General features: G+C 42.4%; 26 protein-coding genes. 15 read left to right on the forward strand and 11 right to left on the reverse strand.

Annotated features, from left to right (window positions below):
- The first annotated feature begins 233 nt into the window (after positions 1–233).
- The 4 genes from B9N78_RS13990 to gap all read left to right on the forward strand — a co-directional run bounded on the left by B9N78_RS13990 (position 234) and on the right by gap (position 4,383).
- Positions 234–1,175 (forward strand): sulfite exporter TauE/SafE family protein, encoded by a 942-nt coding sequence (locus B9N78_RS13990; RefSeq protein WP_085103370.1) that lies wholly within the window; start codon positions 234–236, stop codon positions 1,173–1,175.
- 46 nt (positions 1,176–1,221) lie between these two features.
- Positions 1,222–2,514, forward strand: coding sequence for an ATP-binding protein (locus B9N78_RS13995; RefSeq protein WP_085103372.1), 1,293 nt, complete (start codon positions 1,222–1,224; stop codon positions 2,512–2,514).
- 265 nt (positions 2,515–2,779) lie between these two features.
- The gene (locus B9N78_RS14000) at positions 2,780–3,337 is read left to right on the forward strand and encodes a GAF domain-containing protein (protein WP_085103374.1); all 558 of its coding nucleotides are present in this window, start codon (positions 2,780–2,782) and stop codon (positions 3,335–3,337) included.
- Between the two features lie 26 nt (positions 3,338–3,363).
- Positions 3,364–4,383: a type I glyceraldehyde-3-phosphate dehydrogenase gene (gene gap / locus B9N78_RS14005; RefSeq protein ID WP_085103375.1), complete on the forward strand. Its 1,020-nt coding sequence runs from the start codon at positions 3,364–3,366 to the stop codon at positions 4,381–4,383.
- An 83-nt stretch (positions 4,384–4,466) separates the two neighbouring features.
- On the opposite strand, the gene B9N78_RS14010 is transcribed toward gap, so the two are convergent.
- Complete coding sequence (locus B9N78_RS14010) at positions 4,467–4,787, reverse strand: hypothetical protein (RefSeq protein ID WP_085103377.1); 321 nt, start codon at positions 4,785–4,787, stop codon at positions 4,467–4,469.
- Positions 4,788–5,004: 217 nt separating this feature from the next.
- Here B9N78_RS14010 and B9N78_RS14015 point away from each other — a divergent pair, with 217 nt between their 5' ends.
- Positions 5,005–6,624 (forward strand): hypothetical protein, encoded by a 1,620-nt coding sequence (locus B9N78_RS14015; protein ID WP_085103379.1) that lies wholly within the window; start codon positions 5,005–5,007, stop codon positions 6,622–6,624.
- Positions 6,625–6,797: 173 nt separating this feature from the next.
- Here B9N78_RS14015 and B9N78_RS14020 read toward each other — a convergent pair whose 3' ends face one another.
- A complete protein-coding gene (locus tag B9N78_RS14020; protein WP_085103381.1) occupies positions 6,798–8,468 on the reverse strand; it encodes an FAD-dependent oxidoreductase in 1,671 nt (556 codons plus the stop codon).
- A gap of 149 nt (positions 8,469–8,617) precedes the next feature.
- Positions 8,618–9,649, reverse strand: coding sequence for a radical SAM protein (locus B9N78_RS14025; RefSeq protein WP_085103383.1), 1,032 nt, complete (start codon positions 9,647–9,649; stop codon positions 8,618–8,620).
- Positions 9,650–9,825: 176 nt separating this feature from the next.
- On the opposite strand from B9N78_RS14025, the gene B9N78_RS14030 reads away from it, so the two are divergent.
- Complete coding sequence (locus B9N78_RS14030; RefSeq protein WP_085103385.1) at positions 9,826–10,254, forward strand: HIT family protein; 429 nt, start codon at positions 9,826–9,828, stop codon at positions 10,252–10,254.
- Positions 10,255–10,372: 118 nt separating this feature from the next.
- A complete protein-coding gene (locus B9N78_RS14035; protein ID WP_085103387.1) occupies positions 10,373–10,663 on the forward strand; it encodes an integration host factor subunit alpha in 291 nt (96 codons plus the stop codon).
- Between the two features lie 96 nt (positions 10,664–10,759).
- Here the strand turns inward: B9N78_RS14035 and B9N78_RS14040 are convergent, their stop codons facing one another.
- From B9N78_RS14040 to B9N78_RS14055, 4 genes are all read right to left on the reverse strand, one after another.
- Positions 10,760–11,629 carry a septal ring lytic transglycosylase RlpA family protein gene (locus B9N78_RS14040; RefSeq protein ID WP_085103389.1) on the reverse strand — a complete coding sequence of 290 codons (870 nt, stop codon included), beginning with the start codon at positions 11,627–11,629 and terminating at the stop codon, positions 10,760–10,762.
- A gap of 221 nt (positions 11,630–11,850) precedes the next feature.
- Positions 11,851–12,321, reverse strand: a complete 471-nt coding sequence (locus B9N78_RS14045) for a LysM peptidoglycan-binding domain-containing protein (protein WP_085103391.1) — start codon at positions 12,319–12,321, stop codon at positions 11,851–11,853.
- Between the two features lie 60 nt (positions 12,322–12,381).
- Positions 12,382–13,152 carry a hypothetical protein gene (locus tag B9N78_RS14050; protein WP_085103393.1) on the reverse strand — a complete coding sequence of 257 codons (771 nt, stop codon included), beginning with the start codon at positions 13,150–13,152 and terminating at the stop codon, positions 12,382–12,384.
- Between the two features lie 25 nt (positions 13,153–13,177).
- Complete coding sequence (locus B9N78_RS14055) at positions 13,178–15,592, reverse strand: ATP-binding protein (RefSeq protein WP_085103395.1); 2,415 nt, start codon at positions 15,590–15,592, stop codon at positions 13,178–13,180.
- Between the two features lie 383 nt (positions 15,593–15,975).
- Between B9N78_RS14055 and B9N78_RS14060 the strand changes: the two genes are divergently transcribed.
- The 5 genes from B9N78_RS14060 (at position 15,976) to B9N78_RS14080 (ending at position 18,713) form a co-directional block, all read left to right on the forward strand.
- Positions 15,976–16,248, forward strand: coding sequence for an AtpZ/AtpI family protein (locus B9N78_RS14060; RefSeq protein ID WP_085103397.1), 273 nt, complete (start codon positions 15,976–15,978; stop codon positions 16,246–16,248).
- Entirely contained in the window at positions 16,220–16,645 is a 426-nt protein-coding gene (locus B9N78_RS14065) for an ATP synthase subunit I (protein ID WP_245805561.1), read from the forward strand. The genes B9N78_RS14060 and B9N78_RS14065 overlap by 29 nt, the downstream gene beginning before the upstream one ends.
- A 5-nt stretch (positions 16,646–16,650) precedes the next feature.
- Positions 16,651–17,337, forward strand: a complete 687-nt coding sequence (gene atpB, locus B9N78_RS14070; RefSeq protein WP_085103401.1) for a F0F1 ATP synthase subunit A — start codon at positions 16,651–16,653, stop codon at positions 17,335–17,337.
- Between the two features lie 77 nt (positions 17,338–17,414).
- Positions 17,415–17,738 (forward strand): ATP synthase F0 subunit C, encoded by a 324-nt coding sequence (atpE, locus tag B9N78_RS14075; RefSeq protein WP_027720687.1) that lies wholly within the window; start codon positions 17,415–17,417, stop codon positions 17,736–17,738.
- Between the two features lie 345 nt (positions 17,739–18,083).
- The gene (locus B9N78_RS14080) at positions 18,084–18,713 is read left to right on the forward strand and encodes a redox-sensing transcriptional repressor Rex (RefSeq protein ID WP_085103403.1); all 630 of its coding nucleotides are present in this window, start codon (positions 18,084–18,086) and stop codon (positions 18,711–18,713) included.
- A gap of 98 nt (positions 18,714–18,811) precedes the next feature.
- On the opposite strand, the gene B9N78_RS14085 is transcribed toward B9N78_RS14080, so the two are convergent.
- Positions 18,812–20,284, reverse strand: coding sequence for a sigma-54-dependent transcriptional regulator (locus B9N78_RS14085; protein WP_085103405.1), 1,473 nt, complete (start codon positions 20,282–20,284; stop codon positions 18,812–18,814).
- 359 nt (positions 20,285–20,643) lie between these two features.
- On the opposite strand from B9N78_RS14085, the gene B9N78_RS14090 reads away from it, so the two are divergent.
- From B9N78_RS14090 to rsmG, 3 genes are all read left to right on the forward strand, one after another.
- The gene (locus B9N78_RS14090; protein WP_085103407.1) at positions 20,644–21,099 is read left to right on the forward strand and encodes a MarR family winged helix-turn-helix transcriptional regulator; all 456 of its coding nucleotides are present in this window, start codon (positions 20,644–20,646) and stop codon (positions 21,097–21,099) included.
- Positions 21,100–21,160: 61 nt separating this feature from the next.
- Positions 21,161–22,555: an MFS transporter gene (locus tag B9N78_RS14095; RefSeq protein ID WP_085103409.1), complete on the forward strand. Its 1,395-nt coding sequence runs from the start codon at positions 21,161–21,163 to the stop codon at positions 22,553–22,555.
- A 42-nt stretch (positions 22,556–22,597) separates the two neighbouring features.
- Positions 22,598–23,287, forward strand: a complete 690-nt coding sequence (gene rsmG, locus B9N78_RS14100) for a 16S rRNA (guanine(527)-N(7))-methyltransferase RsmG (protein WP_085103411.1) — start codon at positions 22,598–22,600, stop codon at positions 23,285–23,287.
- Here rsmG and B9N78_RS14105 read toward each other — a convergent pair.
- From B9N78_RS14105 to B9N78_RS14115, 3 genes are all read right to left on the reverse strand, one after another.
- Positions 23,257–23,475, reverse strand: a complete 219-nt coding sequence (locus B9N78_RS14105; protein ID WP_085103413.1) for a hypothetical protein — start codon at positions 23,473–23,475, stop codon at positions 23,257–23,259. The genes rsmG and B9N78_RS14105 overlap by 31 nt on opposite strands.
- A 65-nt stretch (positions 23,476–23,540) precedes the next feature.
- Positions 23,541–24,011 carry a 23S rRNA (pseudouridine(1915)-N(3))-methyltransferase RlmH gene (locus B9N78_RS14110; protein WP_085103415.1) on the reverse strand — a complete coding sequence of 157 codons (471 nt, stop codon included), beginning with the start codon at positions 24,009–24,011 and terminating at the stop codon, positions 23,541–23,543.
- A 6-nt stretch (positions 24,012–24,017) separates the two neighbouring features.
- Positions 24,018–24,689, reverse strand: a complete 672-nt coding sequence (locus tag B9N78_RS14115) for a metallophosphoesterase family protein (RefSeq protein ID WP_085103417.1) — start codon at positions 24,687–24,689, stop codon at positions 24,018–24,020.
- Positions 24,690–24,705: the final 16 nt, after the last annotated feature.

The raw sequence follows: 24,705 nt of genomic DNA on the forward strand, positions 1-24,705 counted from the left end.
AACACAGACCTGTTCTGAATTTAATTAAGCTATCCTTAACTGAATAAGCATAGGATATAGGGCAGGGCGGACATGAATAAGCCGAGTCAGGTCCGGGGAGTGATATTATCAACATGCATTGATAGTTGTCTGTTAAGCACAAGGCATGATATCAACCGTATAAAGCGTGTAGGTTATTTATATTTTTGATCTTTCAATTAGCTGTACCTAATCTGAAAAGTGAGTCTTAATATATGTATTTTCCCGTTGCAGGAATTGAAGTAAATCCTTTTATTCCACCATTGGTGGCTTTTGTTGTTTCTTTTTTTACTTCCATGGGGGGCGTTTCCGGAGCATTTCTGCTGATGCCATTTCAGGTTTCATTTCTCGGTTATACTTCTCCGTCTGTTTCAGCGACAAATCAGCTTTTCAATATTGTAGCTATCCCGTCAGGAGTTTTACGGTATATTCGCGAAGGGCGCATGGTTTGGCCTTTGACTGTGGTCGTTATTGCGGGAACTTTGCCGGGCGTACTTGTCGGAGCGATCATTCGTGTTAAATGGTTACCTGATCCGGCTGCATTTAAGCTTTTTGCTTCAACAGTATTGCTGTGGATCGGAATTAAATTAGTTTTAAATATATTCAGAAAAGACAAGAGCCGTAATAAAGATGCCGAAGAAAAGTTTCAGCAACTTGTTAAAGACCACTCCAGTAAAAGTGAGGAAGGTGTAAAGCTTCCGACTGTGCGGGTGCTTAAATTTTCAACGACTCGTGTCAGTTATGAATTTTACGGTGAAGTTTACGACTGCTCGACTATCGGGCTGATGTCGCTATCGTTGATAGTCGGAGTAGTAGGCGGTATTTACGGCATCGGAGGCGGATCAATAATTGCGCCGTTTTTTGTAACTATCTTCGGGCTGCCTGTTTATACCGTAGCCGGTGCCGCTCTTATGGGAACTTTTGTTACTTCGGTGGCTGGGGTAATTTTTTATCAGGCTATTGCGCCTCTTTATCCCAATATGGTTATAGCGCCTGATTGGATGCTGGGGATTCTTTTCGGTATCGGCGGGATGGCGGGTATGTATCTTGGCGCACGATGTCAGAAGTTTTTTCCTGCCAAGAGTATCAAATGGATGCTTGCAGCCGTTATTCTGTTTACAGCCTGTAAATATATTTCTGAGTTCTTTTTGAAGTAACCCGTTGCCGCTTGCTAACCTATACGTCTCAAGGTAATTCTTTTTCATGGGACATATCATCGGAAAAGATATTTATCGGCAGTTAGGCCAAAAAGTAGATAACACCACTGTTCGCATGCCTTGGTCTGAATCCTTGCATGTGCTCCTGAAATCTCTTTACTCACCGGCCCAGGCGGATATTATTGTCCGTATGCCTTATCGCCCTTCAAGTCTTTCCCGCATTGTAAAACTTACAGGAATTGATCAGAAAAAGCTTCAGCCCATGCTTGAAGATATGTGCTGTAAAGGGCTGATTTGCGATATGTGGGAGAAAGATGAATATCTGTATATGATCAGCCCGTTTGTGATCGGATTTTTTGAATTTACCATGATGCGTACCGGCGGAAATCTTGATTCCAAAAAGTGGGCGGAGTTATTTCAAAGCTATATGTTCGGCGATAGATCTTTTATTGACGCAAATTTCGGTGACGGTCAGCAAATTTCAGTAATGCGCGCATTGCCGCATGAAGAAACTATCCGCGATGTAGATCACGTTGAAATTCTTGATTATGAAAAAGCTTCAGCTCTGATTGAACAGCAGAATCTGTTTGCAGTCGGGCTATGTTCATGCCGTCATGAAAAAATGCATCTCGGCAAGCAGGGGTGTGATGTAACTCTTGAGACTTGTACCTCAATGGGCGACGCTGCTCAGTTTTTAATCCGCAATAAGTTTGCCCGTGAGATTTCGCGCTCTGAAATGGAGGATATTCTGGCCCGTTCTAAAGATATGGGATTCACTCTTTCTACGGATAACGTCAAACATAATGCAGGATTCATCTGTCATTGCTGCGGATGTTGTTGCAACCTTATGCAGGGGATAAAATTTTCCGGCTATCCGGGAATGCTTGTTTCTTCCTCCTTTATTGCAAAATGTGATCTTGAAGGTTGCGCTGGTTGCGGGCTTTGCGCCAGCGCATGCCCAATTGATGCGATTACTATGATTGAAAAATCTGACTCTGACTCAGCCTCTTCCTCTAAGATAAAAAAATATGCTGAAATCAATCAGAAGCTTTGCCTTGGCTGCGGGGTCTGTGCTTTAAAGTGTAAGACCGGAGCGTTGCAAATGGATAAACGTGCACAGAAAGTTATCCATCCTGAAGACAGTTTTGAGCGTGTAATCCTGCAATCCCTTGAACGTGGAACCCTGCAAAATCTTATTTTTGATAATCCTAACAGTCGCAGTGAATCCTTTATGCGCGCCGTCCTTGGAGGTTTTCTTAAACTTTCTCCAGTCAAAAGAGGACTTATGAGTGAAACTTTGCGATCCCGTTTTCTCAACGCCCTCAGATGTAAAAAATAAATTTAAAAAAAGTGCGAAAGGCTTTGCTTTTCAACTTTCGATATGCAACATTATGAACTATAGTGAATCTAGTTTTTAAGGTTAGATGTTCAAAATTGAACATCATACTGTTTTTTCTCCAACTCTTTTTCTTTTTTTGAATGCAATGTCTGGCATGCTATGCTAGATTGCTAATAATGAAGTTTGACGTGTTTTAAAGATTGAAGCGCCGCACTCTTTTAAGTCGGTCTTTTTTAAGAAATTTAAAACAAGGTAGGTTTGAGAAATGGGTAAAACCAGACTCTACAAAGCGATTTATGAGATTACCAGAGCCATTAACTCCAGCTTGGAACCTAAGAAAGTTCTTTCCAGGATAGCCGAAAAGGTTGCCACGGAAATGGAACTGAAAGGATGTTTCATTCGTTTGCTTGATCGTAGTGGAGAGATCCTCTTAGCGGATGCTTCATACGGCCTAAGTGAAAGATACGAGAAAAAAGGGCCTGTTGAAGTTTCTAAAAGTCGTATTGATCAGGAAGTTTTGAAGGGCGCAATTTTAAGCATTGCCGATGTTCGTAACGATGATCGTTTCCAGTACCCCGAGGAAGCAGCAAAAGAAGGACTCGTTTCTTTGGTTGTTCTTCCACTGACTGCTCGCGGTGAAAAGGTTATCGGTGTGCTCAGAGTTTATTCAGCTGAAAAACGTGAGTTTTCAGACGATGAACTTGATTTCCTTAGATGCGTTGCAGATCTTTCAGGGCTTGCTTTGGAAAATGCGCGTATGTTCCATGCACTCAAGAGAGCAAGCGAACTCGCTAACGATTACATCTACCGGGTCGACGACTGATCCGTTCCTTTTATGAGGATATTGATATGAGTAAAGTAAAAGTAGGTATTAATGGATTCGGACGAATTGGTCGTCAGGTTCTTAAAACCATTTGGGAAAGGCATCGGGATACTATCGAAGTTGTTGCAGTAAACGACCTTTTCGATATTAAAACAAATGCACTTCTTTGTTCCAGAGATACAAATTACGGTAAATTTCCGCCTGAAATCACTGTTGATGGTAACATCATGCAGGTTGGTGACGATTTTACCATTAAGAACTTTGCAGAACGTGATCCTCGCAAAATCCCTTGGGGAGAATGCGGCGTAGATGTTGTTATTGAGTGTACCGGTATTTTCAGAACCGGAGAAAAAGCCGCTCAGCATCTGGAAGGCGGAGCAAAGAAAGTTATTATTTCCGCTCCGGCATCCGGAGAAGATATCACAGTCGTTATGGGCGTTAACCATAAAGACTATGATCCTGCCAAACATAATATTATTTCAAATGCATCTTGTACAACCAACTGCCTTGCACCGATTGTAAAAGTTATGCATGAAAAGTTCGGTATTGAAAAAGGTGTTATGACCACCGTTCATGCCTACACAAATGACCAGCGTATTCTTGACCAGCCGCATAAGGACCTTAGACGTGCCCGCGCCGCTGCATGTAATATGATTCCTACCTCCACAGGAGCAGCTAAGGCTGTTGCTTTGGTTATTCCTGCAATGAAAGGCAAGTTTGAAGGGTACTCCGTACGTGTTCCTATCCCTACAGTTTCTCTTGTAGACTTTGTTGCAGTGTTGCAGAAAGACACTACAACTGAAGAGCTTAAAGCTGTGCTTAAGAGTGCTTCTGAAGGCGAACTTAAAGGAATTCTCGGATATTCCGAAGAACCGCTTGTTTCTTCTGATTACCTTGCTGACCCACGCTCCAGTATTGTGGAAGCTGATTTCACAGTTGTTCAGGGCGGAAACCTTGCTAAAGTATACGCATGGTACGACAACGAGTGGGGTTACTCCTGCCGCGTTGCAGACCTGATTGATTACATAGCTAAGTGCGGACTGTAAAAAGTAAGTACTGCTAAGTTAAGCTTATTAAAAAATCCCGTTGAAGTTCGCTTCAACGGGATTTTTTTGTTTTATATTCCTGCTTACAATCCTAACTTAAATCCCACTAACCCCACAATACTACCCAATATAGCAGACATCACTAATATTATAGGCACTGACTTTTTATCATTCTCCATTACCAGTATTGCTATCGGCAACGCAAAAAGTACCGCAACGACAAGCCCGTTCAGCCAGCTTGTCAGTCCGAACATACTTGTATTCGGAATGACAAGACCTAGAACGACCCACTGAGCAAAAGCTGAACATATTGAAAATTTACTAAGCTTTTGTTTAATCATCGGGACAATATCAATTATTCCAGCGGCGCATCCTATCAGCAGTGCGATTAAAATTTCATTCATAAAGATCCTATGCATACTCAGTTAATATTACGTTTAACAGTATAGAATTGATTGCTTTTACTGAGTGATTAATATTTATTTTTATAAATTAAAAGAATTTTTGCCAAAACACCATCACCCGGACATGAGTCGGCTTATTCATGTCCGCCCTGCCAGTTACTTTCCTGTTTCAACAGTGGTTTTATTAATATTTAACATGTTAACAGGAGAGTAACGGATGCCTAAAATTTCAGCAGGTGGTATGGGTAAATTTTCAGCTAAGCAGGGGCGAAGTGATATTCTGGGACCGGATGGCAGATCAAGCCGTGTCAGTCCTGAGGTTGAGTTGTTGCTTAGCAGGAAGGACATAGCTCCTGAGCTTATAAGGCGTGCTCATGACCGGCAGGATGAAGAACGGGACCTGCGTGTGCTGGAAGCTTATAATTCCTTTGAGACGGGATTACAGGAGATTCTAAATTCACCGAAAACAGGTGTTATGCAGCAACAGGCAGATGCTGCGCAAAACGCAACTAATGAAGTGAATGACTATTTCTCAGAAGAAGGCGGAAAGTTGCTTGATAAACTTCCAGATGACGAAGCACGCTCAAGGCTGACAGCTCTTTTGAATTCCCGAAGGAAAACAGCGATTAACCTTGTTGCTCAGCATCAAAGCCAGGAATATCAGAACTGGAAGGATAAAACCGCGCGCGATACCATTGACTCCGTGCTTAAATCAGTAAACCTCAGTCCTGATTTTGCCACCCTTGCGCATGGCGAACATCTTTTGGAAGGTGCGGTTTTGAGACTTTATCGTGGCAGTGATCCCGAAGTTCTGAATCATCGTTTAAGCAGTGCAAAGCAGGCGATGTTTGCCGGAGCAATTGAATCTATCGGGTCCAAAGACCCCATCTCGGCTTTAATAGTAGCAAGTAGCTGGCAAGACCGTTTTTCAGAGGAAGCTTATGCACAGCTTGTGGAAAAACTTAAACCGTTAGCTTGGAATCAGAATCTTAAGCAGGAATATGCGTCGTTAAGGGGATTATCTGACGAAGAAGTCGCCGCAAATATTGAAGATATTGTTGATCCTGCAATGCAGCAGGAATTGGTGGAAATGCTCCGCGCGGATAAGTTTCAGCAAGAAGCAACGGCTAAGAAGGCAAAAGATGCAAGGCTGAGCATATTAAATCGGAATCTATTTCAGCAATACAGTGATGGAAGCTTAACTCCTGAAGTTATAACCGATTCGGGGCTGCCTGTGCAATTCAGGCAACTATGGCGGCGTGTTATTGAACGTGAAGATACATCTGGAGAAGATGGCCCGTTTATAGCCGTTGTTGACGGTATTACTTCCCATACAATAACCGCTGAATACCAAATATATTCACTGATGGCTGTAGGGCTTGGAGCAGGTGATGCCGCCATGCTCGCAACGTTGTTCGGGGTTAGGGATAATCCACAGGCAAAGCTCATTATGAATTGCCTCAAAGATCTTGCGGAGGCGAACCAACAGGCCGGCGGTGAAGTAGAAGATTACGCTACGGCTATTCGTGATCTGCTTAATCGTATTCTGTATCTTTTACAGAAGGGTGAAGTCTTTAGTATTACGGCAATTCGTAATGAGGTTAGCGACGATTATTTTGGTAAGGATCAGCAGTTGTCTAGAGAGTCTGATTCCCCGGCAACTGATTGTGTTAAAAGCGAAAAACCGCAAACTGACGAAGACGAAGGTTTGAAAAGTAGAACTGATGCCGATGAAACTGATGAGTGCGGGATAAATGACGATGTCTTTGAAAAAAGCGAAGGAAGTAAACCAGACTTGAACGGTGATGAAGCTGATAAAATTAAAACCGAAGCGTAAATAATAAAAGAGCACCTCTTTACGGGGTGCTCTTTTCAAAACTGCCTGTACGAAGTAATGTGAAGATGATTCTACATTCATTCATAGGTAAATAAGGAGCTGTCATGCACCGAAAATTTAGCGCATTTATCAGTGTGCGCGAAGACATGCTTGCGCAATAGCTTTAAAAATATTTACCAAATATGTTTAACAGGTTCGCTCTCATCAGTATAAATGCGGCTGAAGTCTTCAAATGCCGCTAAAGCAGCAGTTGCTCCCTGTCCTGTCGCTGTAATAATCTGACGGACTCCACCTGTTACATCTCCAGCAGCGTAAACTCTTTCAAGGTTAGTGCGCTGAGAACTGTCTACTTCTATGAATCCGTCATCGCGAAGTTTAACACCTAATTTCTGTGCGAGAACAGTATTCGGAGTTTGTCCTATTGCAACGAAAACGCCGTCTGCTTCTTTCTCAAATACAGAGCCGTCTTTTGTGTTTTTAATTTTTGCTCCAACAACGTGATCCTCTCCGAGTACTTCAGTGATGACGCAATTCCATAAAATTTCAATTCCTTCCTTTTTTACAGCATCCTTTAGCACTTTTTCGCCTCTGAAAGAGTCTCCGCGATGGACTATGGTTACTTCGGCATCGAGATTTTTCAGGTGGAGAGCGTCCGTCAGGGCTGTATTTCCTCCGCCGACAATGAGAATTTTTCCGCCGCGATAAAAATTGCCGTCACACATGGCACAATAGCTGACTCCATGCCCGTAGAATTTGCTTTCACCGGGTACTTCAAGCATGCGTACTTTTACCCCGGTTGCGAGCATGATACCTTTAGCGTGGTAAGTTATTTTGTCAGTTACAATTTTAATAAGTTCTCCGTATTCAATATCCAAAATTTCAACAAATTGTCTTATTTCAGCATATTCACGTGCATGGGCACTGAGTATTTCAACAAGGTCTAACCCTTGAATACGCGCAAATCCGGGATAGTTTTCGACTTTTGGAGTTAAGGCGATTTGTCCGCCTACGCCTTGTTTATCAATGATTACGCAATCTAAACCGCTTCTCTTAGCGTATATCCCTGCACTCATTCCTGCCGGACCGGAACCTATAATTACCAAATCAATGTAGACTTCATCCTTTTCCTGCTTCGATTCGTTCCCATTTTCGCGTTGTTCTTTAAGTATGTCATCCAGTGGTTTAAGGAAAAGCAGCTGAGTCATAAATTTTTCTTCGGCTTCAAGGCCTATGAAAGAAATTTTGTTATTAAAATCAGTGTGCGGCACTGATCCTACTTTGTGTTTTTCAGCTAAATCAGTGTTTTCCATGGTCGATATGCACCATGCAGATATTTTATCAGGTTTGGCTACAGCGGCTTTAAATGCGTTTATGGCTTGTCCGGGGCAGTAGGGGCAAGCAGGGCTGGTAAATACTTTAATCTGTCGGTCAGAATCCAGCTTGGCCAGAATTTCTTTTGTACTGTCTGAAGCAGCAGACGGCCCTAGCGAAGCAAGGTGCAGTGATTCAATAAGGGCCCTGCCCTCTTCACCGGCGGGGGCTCCTAAAAATCTGATATCATATAATTCTGGGGATATCAGGACTGTCGGAGTTGTATCCACGCTCCGCTTGCGAGCCATGTCAGAATCCAGTGAATATTCATGCAGTTCAATCTTATCCGTAAAAACATCGAGAGCACGGCACAGATCAAGAGTAAACTTGTTGTAGTCGTCATGAAGCCCTTTTTTAGTGTAAACTTCAATTGAAACAACTTTATCAAATTCGGAAAATAATTTTTCCAAATAATCACGGCTTTCTTTGGGAATATAATTACGGTATTTTTCTTCTGTTGTAAGCGCACTCATATTAATCTCCTGTTACTTTAAACTATATTAACCCATTGAATCGGTTTCTGAAAGAGCTAATCAATGAATTCTGGGCAAGTAGTAGCTTGGGATTATTAACAGGAATAATTGTTAATAAGAAGTATAAACATTAAAAAATTTTATACTTTTTAAGTATAAAATTTAAATATATCTTCATTACTGAAGCTACTGTTGTCTGGGGTAATTTTAAATTGTGCGTAGAGCGGCTTAAGAGAACCTTTATGCCCCCAGAATTCTCCAGAGTATTTCGATGGAATAACAATTTTTTTTAATTTTGAATTTAAAGAAGCTAAATTTTTTAAAATAAATAAATATAGTGCTTTAGATCGTATTATCTGCCCAAGCGCAGGGTGCGCTGGGCCTGCTATTATATTACTTTGAAATCCATCCTCAGAAGCAACTCCTAATCTGATGACATGAATTTTATGAGTCCAAAGTTTTAATAGTGCGGTTGACAGCTCTTCTTCTGTTTTTTCTAAACTCCAAGGGGCGTATTTGCCTGCGTTGTATAGTTTCTCTAGCGCAGTCCCTTTTACAGTGAGGCAGGGGTAAATCCTTACAGCATCCGGGGAGAGAGAAATAGTTTTATCAATATCAGTTTGAAAATCACCCTCTTTGGAACCTGGCAAACCCGGTAAAAGTTGAATGCCAAGGGAAAGTCCGGCTTTTTTGACGGTTTCACATGCTTTGACAGCTGTTTCAGGAGTGTAGTTTCTACCTGATCTCTTTAGTGTGTGAGCTGAAAAACATTGAATACCGAGTTCAACCATATCCAGTCCGCATTCAGAAAGTGCTTTGAGGCTATCAAAATCGATGCAATCCGGTCTGGTGGAGCATCTTACTTTTGTGATGAAACCTTTTTCTTTAAGTTTTTTTGCAGCGTTTAAAAATCGAACCTGCCATTCCATAGGAAGAGCAGTAAAAGTTCCGCCGAAAAAAGCTAATTCAAGAGGTTTACGGTTTGAATTTGAAAAAAAAGATGGTATTTCTTCGGTAATAGCTTGATATATTTTGTTTAATCCCTTAGCGGCAGTACCAGTTTGTCTTTCTTGTGAGCAGTATACGCAACGTGCCGGACAGCCCATAAACGGCATAAAGATAGGCCAGATACGGGTTTTCGGGCGGTTCGGTTCGGGGTGATTTAGGCGAAGACAACTCATTTTTTCGGGTGTTCCTTAAAAAAAAAGCGTTAATCATACCTTTATTTAATAAATTAGCTTGATTAAAAAAAGATGGTTAGGTAAATATTTAATAAAATTATCTGTGTGAAGCGAGGTGTACTCGTTTAAGATGATTTCTCTTAACACGCAACACATGTATTTCAACATTAATTAATATGAACAATCAAGACTGTATTTTTTGTAAAATCGTTGCTGGCGATATCCCTTGTTTTAAAATTTATGAAACTGGAAATATTTTGAGTTTTTTGGATATAGGGCCGGTTAACAAGGGGCATGCTCTGGTTATCCCTAAAAACCATTATAAGAATATTTGGGATTTTCCAGCAGAACTCGGGGCGGAAGTTTTGACGGCTGCGCAAGTGGTCGGTGATGCTATTGTTAAAGCTACAGGAGCCGATGGAATGAATATTCTCATGAACAATAACGCCGCCGCCGGGCAGCTGGTTTTTCATGCTCATTTTCATCTCATCCCTCGTTTTAAAAATGATGGATTTAAGCTTTGGAAACAAAGTGAATATGATAATATGGATGAAGCTTCGGCTCTTGCCCAAAAGATAGAAAAGATGATAAGATCAGTAAATTGATAGTTAATTTATCCTAGAGATATCGTTTTAGCTAGTATCGCTGCTGTAGGAATACAGTGGACAACTTAAAAACCGCCGCCCCTGACCACACAGGGCCGGGGATACCGGAGGAGAGGAAATGGCTAACGGAAACACTCTTACTAAAGCCAGTGTAGTTGATTACATCTATGAGAAAACCGATCGGAATAGAGCGGAAATCAAAGATCTGGTTGAAAGCATCCTTGACATTATGAAACAGGCTATCAAAAGCGACCATGCAATGCTGGTCAGCGGTTTTGGAAAGTTTGAAGCTTATGACAAGAATGCAAGAAAAGGGCGCAACCCTCAGACGAATGAATCAATAACCTTGCCGGCGCGCAAAGTTGTTGTTTTCAGACTTTCCCGCAAGTTCAGGTCAGAACTTAACTAGCAACCGTTTTTTCAGCTGCTGGTAGGCGGTCTTGCCTCTTACAATTGAATAAGGGTCCCGAACTAATAATTCGGGCCCCTTAACTTGTTGCTTTTTCTATTCAGTAACGATGAATAAGTCTGAAAATTCATTTCTAAGAGAATTCAAAGCCTCTTCTGCTGCGTTAAGTGAAGCAAAATGTCCTGCCTGAACTCTTATATACGTTGCACCGTTCACAGTGACTTCCATCATTCTTGATTCATTGTAGCCTTCCTTGCGAAGACTTTCCAGAATGGACTCAGCGCGGTCCTGTTCAGTAAACGAACCAACTTGAATGAAGTAGCTTGCATTCTGTGCAGGTGTTTCTGTCATAAAAATATCAGCAACTGCAGGTTCAGCCAGCAACGTTTCTTCCCGCACCGCGGAAGCAAGAGGAGCCGCTGTTGAGGCTACTATTTCAGACGCGTTCATCGGTTCCGCATTAACATCATTAATGGAGCGGAGTTCTACGCTGGTAATCCCTTTATTGCTGATTCCGAGTTTTGATGCGGCTGCGTAGGAAAGGTCTATAATTCTTCTGTCCGGGTCGGCAAACGGACCGCGGTCATTAACGCGTACAATAACTTTTTTGCCGGTTTGAAGGTCGGTAACTTCCACCATGCTGCCCATCGGCAGAGTTCGGTGCGCTGCGGTCATTGCATACATATTGTAAGTTTCACCGTTGGCGGTAGTGCGACCATGAAAATCATCTCCATACCATGAGGCAAGCCCGACAGCTTTATATCCCTTGGAAGTGAGGTGCGGTACGTAAGTTCGTCCGTCAATCGTGTAAGGATCAATTTTCAGCACTGGATTAACTCTGTTCGGAGTATCCCTGTGCACAATTTTAGGTTGTGACAGCGGCCGTGAAGAGTGGATTATCTTTTTAGCACAACCTGCTGTGAAAAGAAGCAGTACCGCAGAAAAGCAGACTATAAAATTTTTCATTTGATCCTCCGGAAAAGAAAAAAAGTTATTTCCAATGTACAGCTTAGCTTATCTTATTCAGGACAAAGGTTTATGTTTCATAATTGCTGTATCTACTTAAGTCCAGCCTGACAGGCTGCAAAAGTTTAAGTTTATATTATTGTGTGGCTATAAAACAGAGAAACCCGGTTTCCGTTTAACGGAAACCGGGTTTTACCAACAGAATAAAAGCTATCTTCGAATTAGAGATAACCGAGAGCTGCTTTCATTTCGCCTGGGACAACTGCGTCCTGCTTAGGCTCAAGAGCTTTCCAAGAAGCACCTGCTTCTTTGCGAGCTGCTTTAACTTCATCAAGGCTGTAACCAGTGCGGGGAACTTCAAGAGTCTGTCCTGCATAAATCAGGTCAGGGTTCTTGATCTGATCTCTGTTTGCTTTATAGATGAGCGGCCACATGAAAGGATCATTGTAAACCTGCTGGTATTCAGCGATCCACCAAAGGCATTCACCTTTTGTAACAACATGAGAAGTAGGAAGCTTACTGTATTCAGCTTCATAAATTTCCATTGGAGTCGGAGGCACTGCTTGATCCTCAGTAACTACAACTTCAGTTTCCTCAACTACAACAACATCATCCTGGGCAACCTGTTTTTTAGCACAGCCTACTGACAACATCAGGCAAACAACTGCGGCTAGCAAAATAAGTTTTTTCATTTTTAGAGGCCTCCTCTACATGATAGAAATTTAAACACGTTTTCTTTAATTTCAATTGAGTTAAACTTTAACTCTTTTTGTCCAATTATCAACTATTTCTTTTTCTTGCAATACATTGTGATTTTTTGGGTTTAATTTATATGCCTGTTTTGTTGCGTCAATCGCTTTTTCCATCCATCCGCCGAGTCTTAAGCTTCTTGCAGCAAGAACATAAAGCATTTCAGGCTCTTCTGCATAAATTGTTTCTACAAGGTAATCGTATTCGTCGCGGAAAACCTCTCTTATAAGATGATTTTGTGAGTAAATCAGTCTTCCTAACAATGCATTTTCTTTATGATCTTTAAGAAATATAGGCAAAAGTTTTCTGCATCTGGCTATAATAAATCTGATGCGGCTGATTTCACGCTCCATACTTTCTTCAGTTTGTTCAACAACTTGAACAAAATCCTGTCCGATTGAAGATTCAGGCAGAGCAATATCTTTTCCTCTCAGGTTGGAAAAAAGAGGAGCATAGTTTAAATTTTGATAAGAATCCTCTCTGAGCTTGAAGGCTTCGTGGAAAATATATCCCAGCCCCCAATCCAGAAACCTGCCGGACAGCGGATCTTCAGGCGTATTGCGGAAAAGTAGATGGGCAGTGTCTTTGAGCCGCCAAAGAAGACCTTTATTCATTGCTGTTCCGATCAAATCGTTCAGAACTTCAAAACTTACGCTGCGTTCCCTGTCGAAAGTTTCAAACTGTTCTTCTAGAGCACTGCCTGCCAGACAGAAATCCCTAAATGTGTCGCGAACAAATTCCGGCATTTTCGCCTGTATCCATGAGTTGGACATAGGAGGTTCCTATACTTTAAATTGTTTATATTGATTTACATTCCGACCTGCGTGCTATTTCGGCAAGCTCTGCAAGTCGGTCATCAGCTTTACGGTAAAGAGATCCTAAAGGAAATTTCCTGCCGTGGCTGATTTTACCAATTTTAACACCGGTTAAGATTGATAAAGCTTCTTCAATGGTTTTTACCGGATAAATATGAAATTTACCCTGCTCTACAGCTTCGACAATTTCATGTCTGAGCATGAGGTTTACTACATTATCAGCCGGAATCAAAACACCTTGTTCACCACTGAATCCTCGGCGGCGGCAGACTTCATAGAATCCTTCGATTTTCCGGTTAACTCCGCCCACAGCCATGATAGAACCTGTCTGACTGACAGCTCCGGTGAATGCGTAGTTAAATTTAATGGGCACTCCAGAAAGAGCCGAAAGCAGTGTCGCCAGTTCTGCTCCGGATGCGGAGTCGCCTTCGATTCCGGCGTAGCTTTGTTCAAAGCAAAGACTTCCAGTCAGAACAATGGGCTTATCCTGTGCAAAAAGCCCGACAAGGTAGCTTTTAATGATCATCATACCTTTTGTATGAATGGGACCGCCCATGCGTGCTTCACGCTCAAGGTCGATAATGCCGCCATGACCAACGCCGACGGTACATGAAATCTGATGCGGCAGGCCGAATTCGTAGTCGCCGAACATTGTTACAGACAACCCGTTGGCACGGCCGACACCCTTGCCGGATGTTTCAACTTTAATAACTTCACGGTCGTATTCGGTCATGAATTCATCTTCGTAAAGATTTGATCTGTAATCGCGCATTTCTATAGCTTCATTTAATGATTCGCGGTCAACGATTTTTTTACCGTCAAGCACTGCTAAAGCTGAAGCTTCAACCATTACTTCTTTCATGAACGGGATACCGAGTGAAATTCTTTTCTGATCTTCCGCAAGTCTGCTTGAGTAGTCTACTAAACCGGCAAGAGCTTCTCTGTTGAACGGGATAAGTTTAGTATCATGAATAACTTTCCCCAGTACTTCAACAAAGCGGCGGATATTGGCAGCATTTCTCTCTGCAGTAAGTTGCATGTGAGCTTTAAGCTTGAAATATTTTCCAAATCTTTCATCATTATAAAGCAGGATCTCATAAGTTTCTTCAGATCCTATTAAAATAACGGTCAACTCAAGCGGGATAGGTTCCGGTTCGAGTGATTTTGTCCGGATCTGATCACCGTCACCGGGATCTTCCAGTTTTGCTTTTCCGGTGCGCAATGCTCTAAGCAGTCCTTCCCATGAAGAAGGATTTGTCAGAACATCCTCCGCATACATAATAAGATAACCGTGGTTAGCCTTATGAATAGCTCCGGCTCTGATAAGAGTGAAATCTGTATACAGAGCACCCATTTCAGATTCGCGGTCAATACTGCCGAGAAGATTGAAAGCCGTCGGATGATCAGCCATAACGACAGGGGCTCCCTTCGTTGTGCTGTTATCAACCAAAAGATTAACATCAAAGCGTGAAAAAAGATCTTCAGTCGGCGAAGAGTCAGGAATATGCAGCCCTGTAGGCAAAGCTATAGGCTGAGCTTCTTTCGCCATGAAAAGGTCAATGTTGTCGAGTAGTTCTTCTTCAACATCTTCCAGATATGTTTTAATTTTTTCATACTGGTTAAAATTTTTATGCAGCGGAGCCATAATATCTTTTAGCAGCTCTTTTGCAGAGTCCTGATGAAGTTTACGTTCATCTTTGCGGAATCCTTCCTCGGTTTTGCTTATTTGGCGCAGAATAGTTGTTACTTCTGCAAGCAGATCATCTGCCGAGTTGCGAAGAGTTTTTTTAAACTCCTGATCAAGTCTTTCGAATTCTTCATCGCTTAAAATACGGCCTTCTATGAGCGGGATCAATGTCAGCCCGTCATGATCGTCAACCTCAAGGCTGAAACCATTTCTTTTTGCGAGCTCTTCCATGTCAGAGACCAGATCATCACGTTCATCCTGGAATGTCCGCGAAATTCGCTCGTGAGCTTTCAAATGAGGCTCGCGCTCAAACCACGCCGGAAGCTTCTCTTTGATGAGTGTAACTGCGTCAGACAAGGTTGTTTTAAATTTTTTGCCGTTGCCTGCGGGTAGAGAAACGGCAATAGGCTTATCCTCATCAGCAAAATTATATAAATAAAGCTGATCTGGAGGAACAGGCTGCTTGGCGGCTCTCAGTTCAAAATATTCGCGGGCGAAATAGCTTCTGCCTAAATTGGATTCACCTGAAAGATATACGTTATGACAGCTTCCTGATATAGCGAGAGCCATCCGGAAAGCTTGTAATGCTCTAGGCTGAAAAGGATCGTATGTCCCTGTCGTAATGGGTATTTCTGAGCTGTCGGCAAACTGGATTTTTTCCGGGTCCAGTTTTGATCTAAGCTTTGAAGGTGATAGCTGTTTTGCAGTCATATTATTGTGTTTCCCTGTATATTCAAATCTTGAGCATAAGCTCATAGGTTTATGTTTACTTTGTTACGGGAGAATTGTCACTTGGCATAAGCAAACAAGTTTGTGAAAAAATATACAAATGGCTGCACAAATATAAGTTTCTCCAGTTGAATATCAAATGAACAAAGGAAGTTTATATTAAAAATACTTTTGGTAACAGGTTGCAGCGACAGGTTGGAGCTGTTTTTTAAAAGATTAAAAAAACTTCTAAAAACAATGCTTCTTGGAAAGAATCCGTTGACGCACATCAAAAGATTGTGCTAGACGAAACTCACTTGTGAAGGTTTGCGCAAGGTCAGTTTGCGTCACAAGCCGCATCTCAAGTCGACAGGAAAAGTAGAACAATGTTCGCGTTCAAAGGAAATAAAGAAGCTCTGGATCTACTCGGCAATGCCGCGACAATCGGAATCCATCTTGTTTGTTCTACTTTTGTTGGGATGGCTATGGGGTGGTATCTTGATAAATGGTTGGGAACAAAGCCTTGGTTTCTTCTTATTTTCTTGTTATTTGGAATTGTTGCCGGCTTCAAGAATGTTTACGATGAAGTCCAGCGCATTCTAAAAAAGGATCAGGGGATAGGTCCTAAAAATGACGATGAAAATAAACCAAAAGATTGAAACATTTCTCCACAGGCGAGGCTTTACTCATCCGGACGTACGCAGTTTGGTACGCAACCAGTTGTATCTTACTGCCGGAGCATTTCTTTTTGCTGCTGTAGCCTTCGGGTTTGCCCATTGGGCATTGGCTTTAGCAGCCGGAACGGCTCTGACTACGTTCAATTTCTGGTCGCTGGCTAAATTTGGTCAGCATCTGGCGTATATGCGCAGGGGCGCGGTGGTGTCTTTGCTGGTTCGTTTCTACGGGCGGATGATTTTATCCGGACTGGTCATATATGGACTTATCGTCTGGGGGCAGTGTTCAATCACCGCTCTTTTGATCGGGCTCAGCTCCGTAGTAGTGAATGCAATATTTTGGGGCGTTGCCGGGTTTCGGCAAAAAGTGAAGGAGGCATAAGGATCATGGCTGCAGGGTTACCACATCCATTAATATTTATGACAGAGCTGAACAATGCTTTGGGAACTCACATCCCGATCCATGTATGGTATACATGGGTAGCAATGCTCATTCTGTTCACTATCGGATTTCTAGTTTCCAGAAAACTTAGTCTAGTGCCGGGAGGTCTTCAAAATCTTGTCGAAATAATTGTCGGCGGGCTTGAAGATTTTGTCGTCTCGAACATCGGTGAAAGCGGACGTACAGTCTTCCCTTTCATGTGTACTTTGTTTGTTTACATCCTTGTGATGAACCTTTTAGGCCTTGTTCCAGGTTGTGATGCTCCTACTGCGAACGTCAACACCAATGCGGCAATGGCTGTTTGTACTTTCCTTTATTACAACTACATCGGTATCAAGCGTCATGGCTTCGGCTACATTAAACATTTTCTGGGGCCTGTTCCACTTCTCGCTCCATTGATGTTTATTATTGAAATAGTTTCGCACATTTCTCGTCCGCTTTCACTTACCCTACGTCTGTTCGGTAATATCCGCGGTGAAGAAATTGTTCTCGTACTATTGTTCATGCTTGCTCCTGTAGTTTCTACCTTGCCTATGTACTTCTTGTTCATGCTGGCGAAGGTAATCCAGGCATTCATCTTCTTCATGCTTACCATGATTTACTTGAAGGGCTCTCTGGAACACGCTCATTAGAATTATTGAGCACTAATACTTGGGGAAATGGTCTAACGACTACTTTATATAAACTTACATTTTTGGAGGATTTTACAATGCGTAAAGCTCTGCTTATCGTTCTGAACACAATGGCTCTCGTTCTTGCTGCCGGTGCAGCATTCGCTTCCGGTGTTGCTCCTGAAGTTGCTTCCGCTACTGCTACTGCTACTGCTATCGGTATGGCTATTGCTGCTGCCGGTTGTGGTATCGGTCAGGGTCTCGGACTTAAAGCTGCTTGTGAAGGAACTGCACGTAATCCAGAAGCTGGTGGTAAAATCACAGTTACTTTGATTCTTGGCCTCGCATTCGTAGAATCCTTGGCTATTTACGCACTTGTTGTTAACCTCATCCTTCTTTTCGCTAACCCACTCATCGGTTAGTTTTAGGATTTGGAAATATTTGAAGGGGGTCTTCGGACCTCCTTTTTTCTGTTTATAATTGTTAATTTTTTCACATGCTGTTCAGCTTTTGCAGGAAATTTTAATTTGTAATAGTCTGTAATTTAAGAACAATTAAAAAAAATAGTTTTGGGGGTATCGGAAACAGACTGCTATAGTATATAGTCTTTTTCGATTGAAGGTGGTTACTATGGTTGATTTTGACTAATCAGTTAATAATTTAAAACCAGATGTGCTAAGGCCGTTATTGAATCAGCCTTTTGCTGTCTGAGATTCCCAACATTTTATTTTCATGGCTATGCGGGACATGAAAAATAGGTACTTATTGTGAAAACCCAGAATATCCCCAAAGCGACAATCAAGCGACTCGCAGTTTACATACAAGTTCTTACGGGGCTTAAGCGTGATGGCGTAGAAGTTGTTTCATCAGAGAAACTAGCCCGCGCCTGTTCAGTTAATCCTTCCCAGATTCGTAAAGATTTAGCTTATTTTGGCGAATTCGGCGTGCGCGGTGTCGGTTATTATGTGCACGAACTGATTGCTTCAATTAAACATTCTCTTGGTGTTGACCGAGTTTGGGGCTGCGCCCTTGTCGGAGTCGGTAACCTTGGACGTGCTTTGCTTCGTCATAAAGAGTTTGCCTTAAGAGGCTTTTCCATCAGGGCTGCATTTGATTGCGACCCTTATAAAATCGGTGAAATTGTCTCTGGACTTGAAGTTGTATGCACGCGTCAGCTGAAAAGCAGAGTAGACGAACTTGGACTTGAAATAGGAATTATTTCTACGCCTCCTGAAAGAGCCCAGAGAGCAGCCAATTACCTTGTTGAAGGCGGCCTCAAAGGGATTGTTAATTTTGCACAGGCAAGAATCCAAGTTCCTAAAGAAATCACAGTTGAATATGTAGATTTCACACATCATTTTTATTCAGTAGCATTTAATGTGAGCTCATCTGACTAGCTAGCTGCTGAATAATTTTGCAAAGATTTTTTTGTGAGAAAGCCCTCAAAGCGTATGCCTTGAGGGCTCTTTCCAGTTGGGCAAAAATCAGGTGATAACTAATTGCTGAAAAAAGTTTTCTTAATGTCGTGTTTTTTTAGCAGAGCGTATATTCTGGAATTTGAAAGCCCGGACACCTGAGCTGCTTTTTTGATATTGCCGTTGCAGTGAAGGAAAAGACTTTCCAGATAGAGCTTTTCAGCCTGATCAAGGGCTTGGTCTCTATATTCTTTCAGAGGGGGAAAATCTTCATTTAAAGGCGGCTTGTATGGTGATATTTCAGCTTCTTTGTTTAATTGCTTTTTTGTAGTCTTATGCCCTTGAATGACGGTCAAAACTGGTTTGTGGTCTGTTTTAGGTAAGACTGAGTGTTGGGCGGCCGCAATCCTTATACGGACAGGCAGGTGAATCGGCAAAAATTCTCCTGCTTCCGGATTAGTGGCGAAAACCTGCTCAAGGATATTGAAAAGCTCTCGGATATTTCCGGGCCATGAGTATGCCTCCAACGCTTTAAGAAACTCATTTGAAACAGGAGTCGGTGCTGTATTAGAATCTGCGCTGAGCTTGTTTAAAAAATATCTGCTGAGTTCAGGGATATCTTCTTTGCGCTGTCGCAGTGGCGGAAGTTCAATTGTAAAAGCCTGCATACGATACATAAGATCCTGCCGGAATCTTCCGGTTTGAACCAGTGCTTCAAGGTCGCGATTTGTAGCTGTAACCAGTCTGAAGTCGCTCTTGATTTCTTTGGGGTCGCCGACTGGACGAAATGTGTGCTCTTGAAGAACCCTTAAGAAAGATTTTTGAAGTGCCAGCGGAAGTTCGCCGACTTCATCAAGGAAGAGAGTTCCTCCGTCCGCTTTAGCAATCAAGCCCTGATTGGACTCTTCCGCACTGGTGAAAGCCCCGCGCTTGTGCCCAAAAAGTATGCTTTCAACAAGATTTTCAGGAATTGACGCGCAATCGACTGCGACAAAAGGTCCTTTTCGGTGAGTACTGTTATCGTGTACGGCCTTTGCGAAAAGTTCTTTTCCTGTTCCGGTCTCACCTGAAATTGAAACACTTACATGGCTTTCAGCGGCTTTGGCTGCCTGTTCCATACACCGCATAATAGCTTTAGAGCGTCCGACAATATTATGATGCCCAAGCTTAGGATGAGAAGCTTGTTTTTCAGTCCTGTATTGCAACACACGTTGCATATGCAGAAGGTACTGCTCCGCAGTGGCTGGCTTGCTTATGTAGTCCCATGCACCGGAGTTGATAGCCAGCTCTGCTCCTTTGGTGTCTCCTTTGCCTGTTATAATAACTACTTCTGGAGAGTTTTTTAATATTTGCAGTTCCGGCAGAGCGTCAAGCCCGTTACCGTCCGGAAGAACGACATCAAGAAATACGATATCGAAACGTTCTTCGCGCGCTAGCGCGATACCTTTCTTGAGTGTAAGAGCTTTATCTCCACCGTGACCAAGGTGCTTGGCAAGTACAAGCAAAAGGTCACCTATGTGCGGGTCATCGTCGATTATTAGAACATTGGCCATAAGTAGTTTTTTATAGATGCTAAAGTTGCAAAGAGTATCGTCTTCAATTTGGCTACAGCATAAATCAGAGCACACTCACATTCAGCTTGCAACACTTTTTATGTTTTTATGCGTTAAAAATAGAATAAGCTTTATGCTAAATATAATGCTATATAATATTATAATGCGGTAAATGTTTATATCCGGGGCTTAGAAAGGCTGAGAGTTTATTCATACTAATCGGGATTTATGTGTGCCGGAGTCAGAATATTCAATTGTATTTTCGAGAGTTGACATCCGCCTTGTGATATATTAGTTGACGTATCAACAGTTGTTTTGTCAACTGTTGATACGTCAACTCCAGTTGTCAGGAGATTAAGATGCATGAAAATATGTCATTAGGATATTTAAATACGCAGATTACGCGCCTTCACAGGGCCATTGTTGAAGATAAATTAAGCGCACTAGGTATTACTTACTGTCAGGTTGGTTTTGTCATGACGGCTCTTAACCATCCGGGATGGAATCAAGAACAGTTGTCGCATTTTCTTGTTGTCGATAAGGGATCTACCGCAAGATCCGTTGCAAAACTTATTAAGCTTAAATTTCTATACAGAGAAGAGAACCCTCAAAACAGGCGTGAAAAATTAGTTTATCCAACTGAAAAAGCGGAAGAAATAAGAGAAGATCTTCATAAGGCTTTGCAGTCGGCAAATCAATTGATGATGTCTAACCTTAGAGAACCAGAGAAAGTAGTTTTGCTGGAAATGATGAAACGGATGATTGATACAGGCCGTAATTCGTTAGGAATGTCATCAATCTGGCAAAATTTTTAGATATTACAAATTTTCAATCTGTTTAATATTCAGTGCTGAATTTTTTTAAGAGGTTTTTATTATGGATGATGCAAAAAAAAGAGCGGTAATCTTAGCCGTTTCAGTAACTCAATTTGCTATACCGTTTATGTTTTCAGCGGTAGGGGTTGCTCTGCCTGTGATAGGGCGCGAATTCGGCGCAAGCGGTCTTGATCTAAGTTTAATTGAATCAATGTATATAGGCGGGGTTGCAGCTGTACTTCTTCCTTTTGGAAGGTTTGCAGATATGCACGGGCGCGAGCCTGTTTTCAGGCTTGGAGTACTGCTTTATGCCATATTCACTCTGCTATTGGGATTTGCGCATGATATCAATGTGCTGACTTTGCTTAGAATGGGGCAGGGTCTTTCAGGGGCACTGACAATTGCTACCAATATGGCTTTGTTAACCGATTCTGTCCCGCCTAGAGAGCGCGGCAGAGCAATGGGTATTGCCGTTGCTGCCGTTTATGTAGGGCTTTCCATAGGGCCGTATCTCGGCGGGCTTATAGCTACCGAGCTTGGATGGAGATGGATTTTTTACCTTGGAACAATTCCTCTAGGAATCAGTTACATAGTCAGCCGTATCAATTTGAAAGGTAAGTTTCATTCCTCAACTGAAAAATTTGATTATGCCGGTAGCGGGTTAGTCATATTTTCTGTAGCCGCGTTTGTTTTCGGCGGGACAAGCTTAAATACCGGATGGCCGGGGATTGTTTCATTATCAGCCGGTCTGCTCGGATTCATAGTTTTTATTTTTATGCAGAGCAGGACTGAATATCCTCTTGTGGATTTAGCTGTTTTTAAGGAAAGATTAGATTTTTCTGAAGCGGCTCTTGTGCAGTTTATAAGTTATGCCGGAACATTCGGGATTGTTTTTCTTTTCAGCTTATACTTGCAGAGTATTAAAGCAATGACCCCGCACGAGGCAGGAACGGTGCTTGTTGTACAGCCGCTTATTCAAGCAGTTTTGTCGCCCCTGGTGGGGAAATGGGCTGATATTTACTATCCGCGTGTAATTGCGATGATGGGGATGGTTGTCTGCACAGTCGGGTCAATCATGGGAGCTCTTGTCGGCCCTGAAACTTCGCTTTTCTACTTATATTCCATGTTTGTTATGCTTGGAATCGGTTTTGCACTTTTTTCTGCCCCTAATATGATAATACTTATGGGAAGTGTTCCACCTTCAAAATTTGGATTCGCTTCAGCCATCACAGGCGCATTAAGGACTATCGGTATGGTTTCGAGCATGGTGATAATCGCAATTTTCCTATCTGTGTATATGGCTGATGCACCTGTTTCGCATGAAACCGGCGTGGCATATATGAAGGTTATGCACGGTGCGCTGATTACGCTTTCCGGGTTTTGCGTGTTCGGAGTTTTAATCTCACTTCGCTCTGTTTACAGACGTTTTTGCGGCAGCGGCAGAGTTGCCAAATAAGATCTTTATATGCAATCTGCGGACAACAGAAAGGAGAAATAGATGGCGACATCAACTATCAGCGGCGTGGATATATTAGGAGCTGCTATTAAGGCTAAAAGAAAGCTTGAAGACGATACCAGCCTTGACCAAGGGTTTATTTCTTCAGCAGATCAGGCGCGTGTTTTGGCCTATTATGTTAATTTGCTGGTGAAGTGGAATAAATCCATGAATCTGGTTGGGCCGAAGAGCTGGGATGAAATTTTTCATTCTCTCATAATCGACAGTTTACATCTGGCTGATTTTTTAAATGATCTGGAGCTTCCTGAAAATCCGGTGACACTTGATCTCGGCGCCGGCGCCGGACTTCCGGGGCTGCCGCTCAGAGTAGTTTGGCAGAAAGGAACTTATCATTTGGTGGAATCGCGTGAAAAGCGTTCAATCTTTATGCGTACAGCCCTGCAAATGATGAAACTTCCACGAACAGTGGTTTTTCAAGGCAGAGCTGAAACTTTTCCGCATGAAAATCTCCCTGCTGATCTCATCCTCAGTAAGGCTTTTATGCCATGGAAAGAACTTCTGCCGTTTGTAAGACCCATGCTGGCGGAAACAGGGCGGATTGTTGTCTTATCAAACGACTGCGCTCCGGATTCCGCTGAAGTCAATGAATGCGGCTATGAACTGGAATCCACAATGGAATATAAGGCTGATAAGAAAACTCATTATTTCTGGTCACTGTTGCCGTCAAGCTGACCTGGCAGGCTACCTTTGAAAATAAGTTTAGTGGCGTATTCATCAGCTATCTCAGCGACATCCATCAGTTTTTCCAAAAACTCGAGGATTTCAAATCTTTTTTCTTCTGTTCCGTTATCGAATTCAAACTGCATGTCGCCTGAGGTCATATAGAGTTCGAGTTTTTCAAGGTATTCCGGTTTGATCATTTTTGTTCCTCAGTATTTTATTTTTCAGCAGGGTTTTCCAATTGATTTCAGCTGTGCACTTGAGCTTATACGTGATGGTAAGGAGATCCCTTCAAAATAGATGCCGCGCGATAAAGCTGCTCAAGAAGCATAGTGCGGGCCAATTCATGAGGCAGAGTCATTTTACTGAGTGAAAGCTTTATTCTGGCTACTTTTGTAACTTCATCAGACAATCCGAAAGGGCCGCCTATTATAAAACACGGCGTAAGATTCGGATCTTCGGTCCATTTCTGTAAATGTTTTGAAAGCTCAACCGAGGTCATTTCTATACCTGTTTCATCAAGGCAGATGACCATATCTGAAGAGCGGATTTTCTCTACAATGGATTTACCTTCGCGAAGTACTTTGTCTTCCGGCGGAAGTTTGCCCGGTGCGTCTTTCAGAATAGTTTCATCAAGCTTGTGAAACCTGCCTAATTTTTTTGCATAATGAGCACAGGCTTCATTGAAAAATGGTTCTTTAAGTTTGCCTACCCAGATGAATCTTAACTTACCCATAAAATGTTAATTCCCTTTTAGAGCTGCTTCAAGTTTTCCGTCTTGCAGTGTTATCAGAACATACCCTCCACCGGACGCCATTCCCGGATTGAAAATACGTGATTTCCCTATGATATCTTCACCGCTTGATTCGTGGATGTGTCCGCTGACTACGATGTCAGGCTGAACTTTTTCAATAAAATTCCGAACTGAACGGCTGCCTACGTGTTGACCGTTTGAAATTACATCCAGCTTGGTATTATATGGCGAGTCATGCACAGCTAAAATCAGTTGATCGTAATCACCGATTTTTGCGTAAGTTTCTTCAAGCCATTGTCCAAGCTGTTCGTCGCTTACTTCGCTTGGAGTTCCGAACGGCGTTGGAATAGAATATCCAACTCCCATAATTTTGATACCTTTGGCAAGTTCGCGCGTTTCCAAATGAAGATTAGCTTCTTTGCTTTTAAGAAAATCTGTAACATTTGCGCGGTCCATATTTCCGATTTGAGCAAGTATGTTAGGATTTTGATCGTGAATCACTCCCCAGACCTTTTCAACTGCGCCTTGCGGGGAATGGTTTGTAATGTCTCCGGTGATAATGACCCCATCGGCTTTCTTAATTTCAGGAATTATTGATACAAAACTGAGGCTTTGGTGGATATCGCCGAGGGCTATCCATTTCAGTATATTTTCAGCCATATTATCTCCAGCTGGT

It is taken from the genome of Desulfovibrio gilichinskyi (genome assembly GCF_900177375.1).
In the GTDB taxonomy this organism is placed as follows: domain Bacteria; phylum Desulfobacterota; class Desulfovibrionia; order Desulfovibrionales; family Desulfovibrionaceae; genus Maridesulfovibrio; species Maridesulfovibrio gilichinskyi.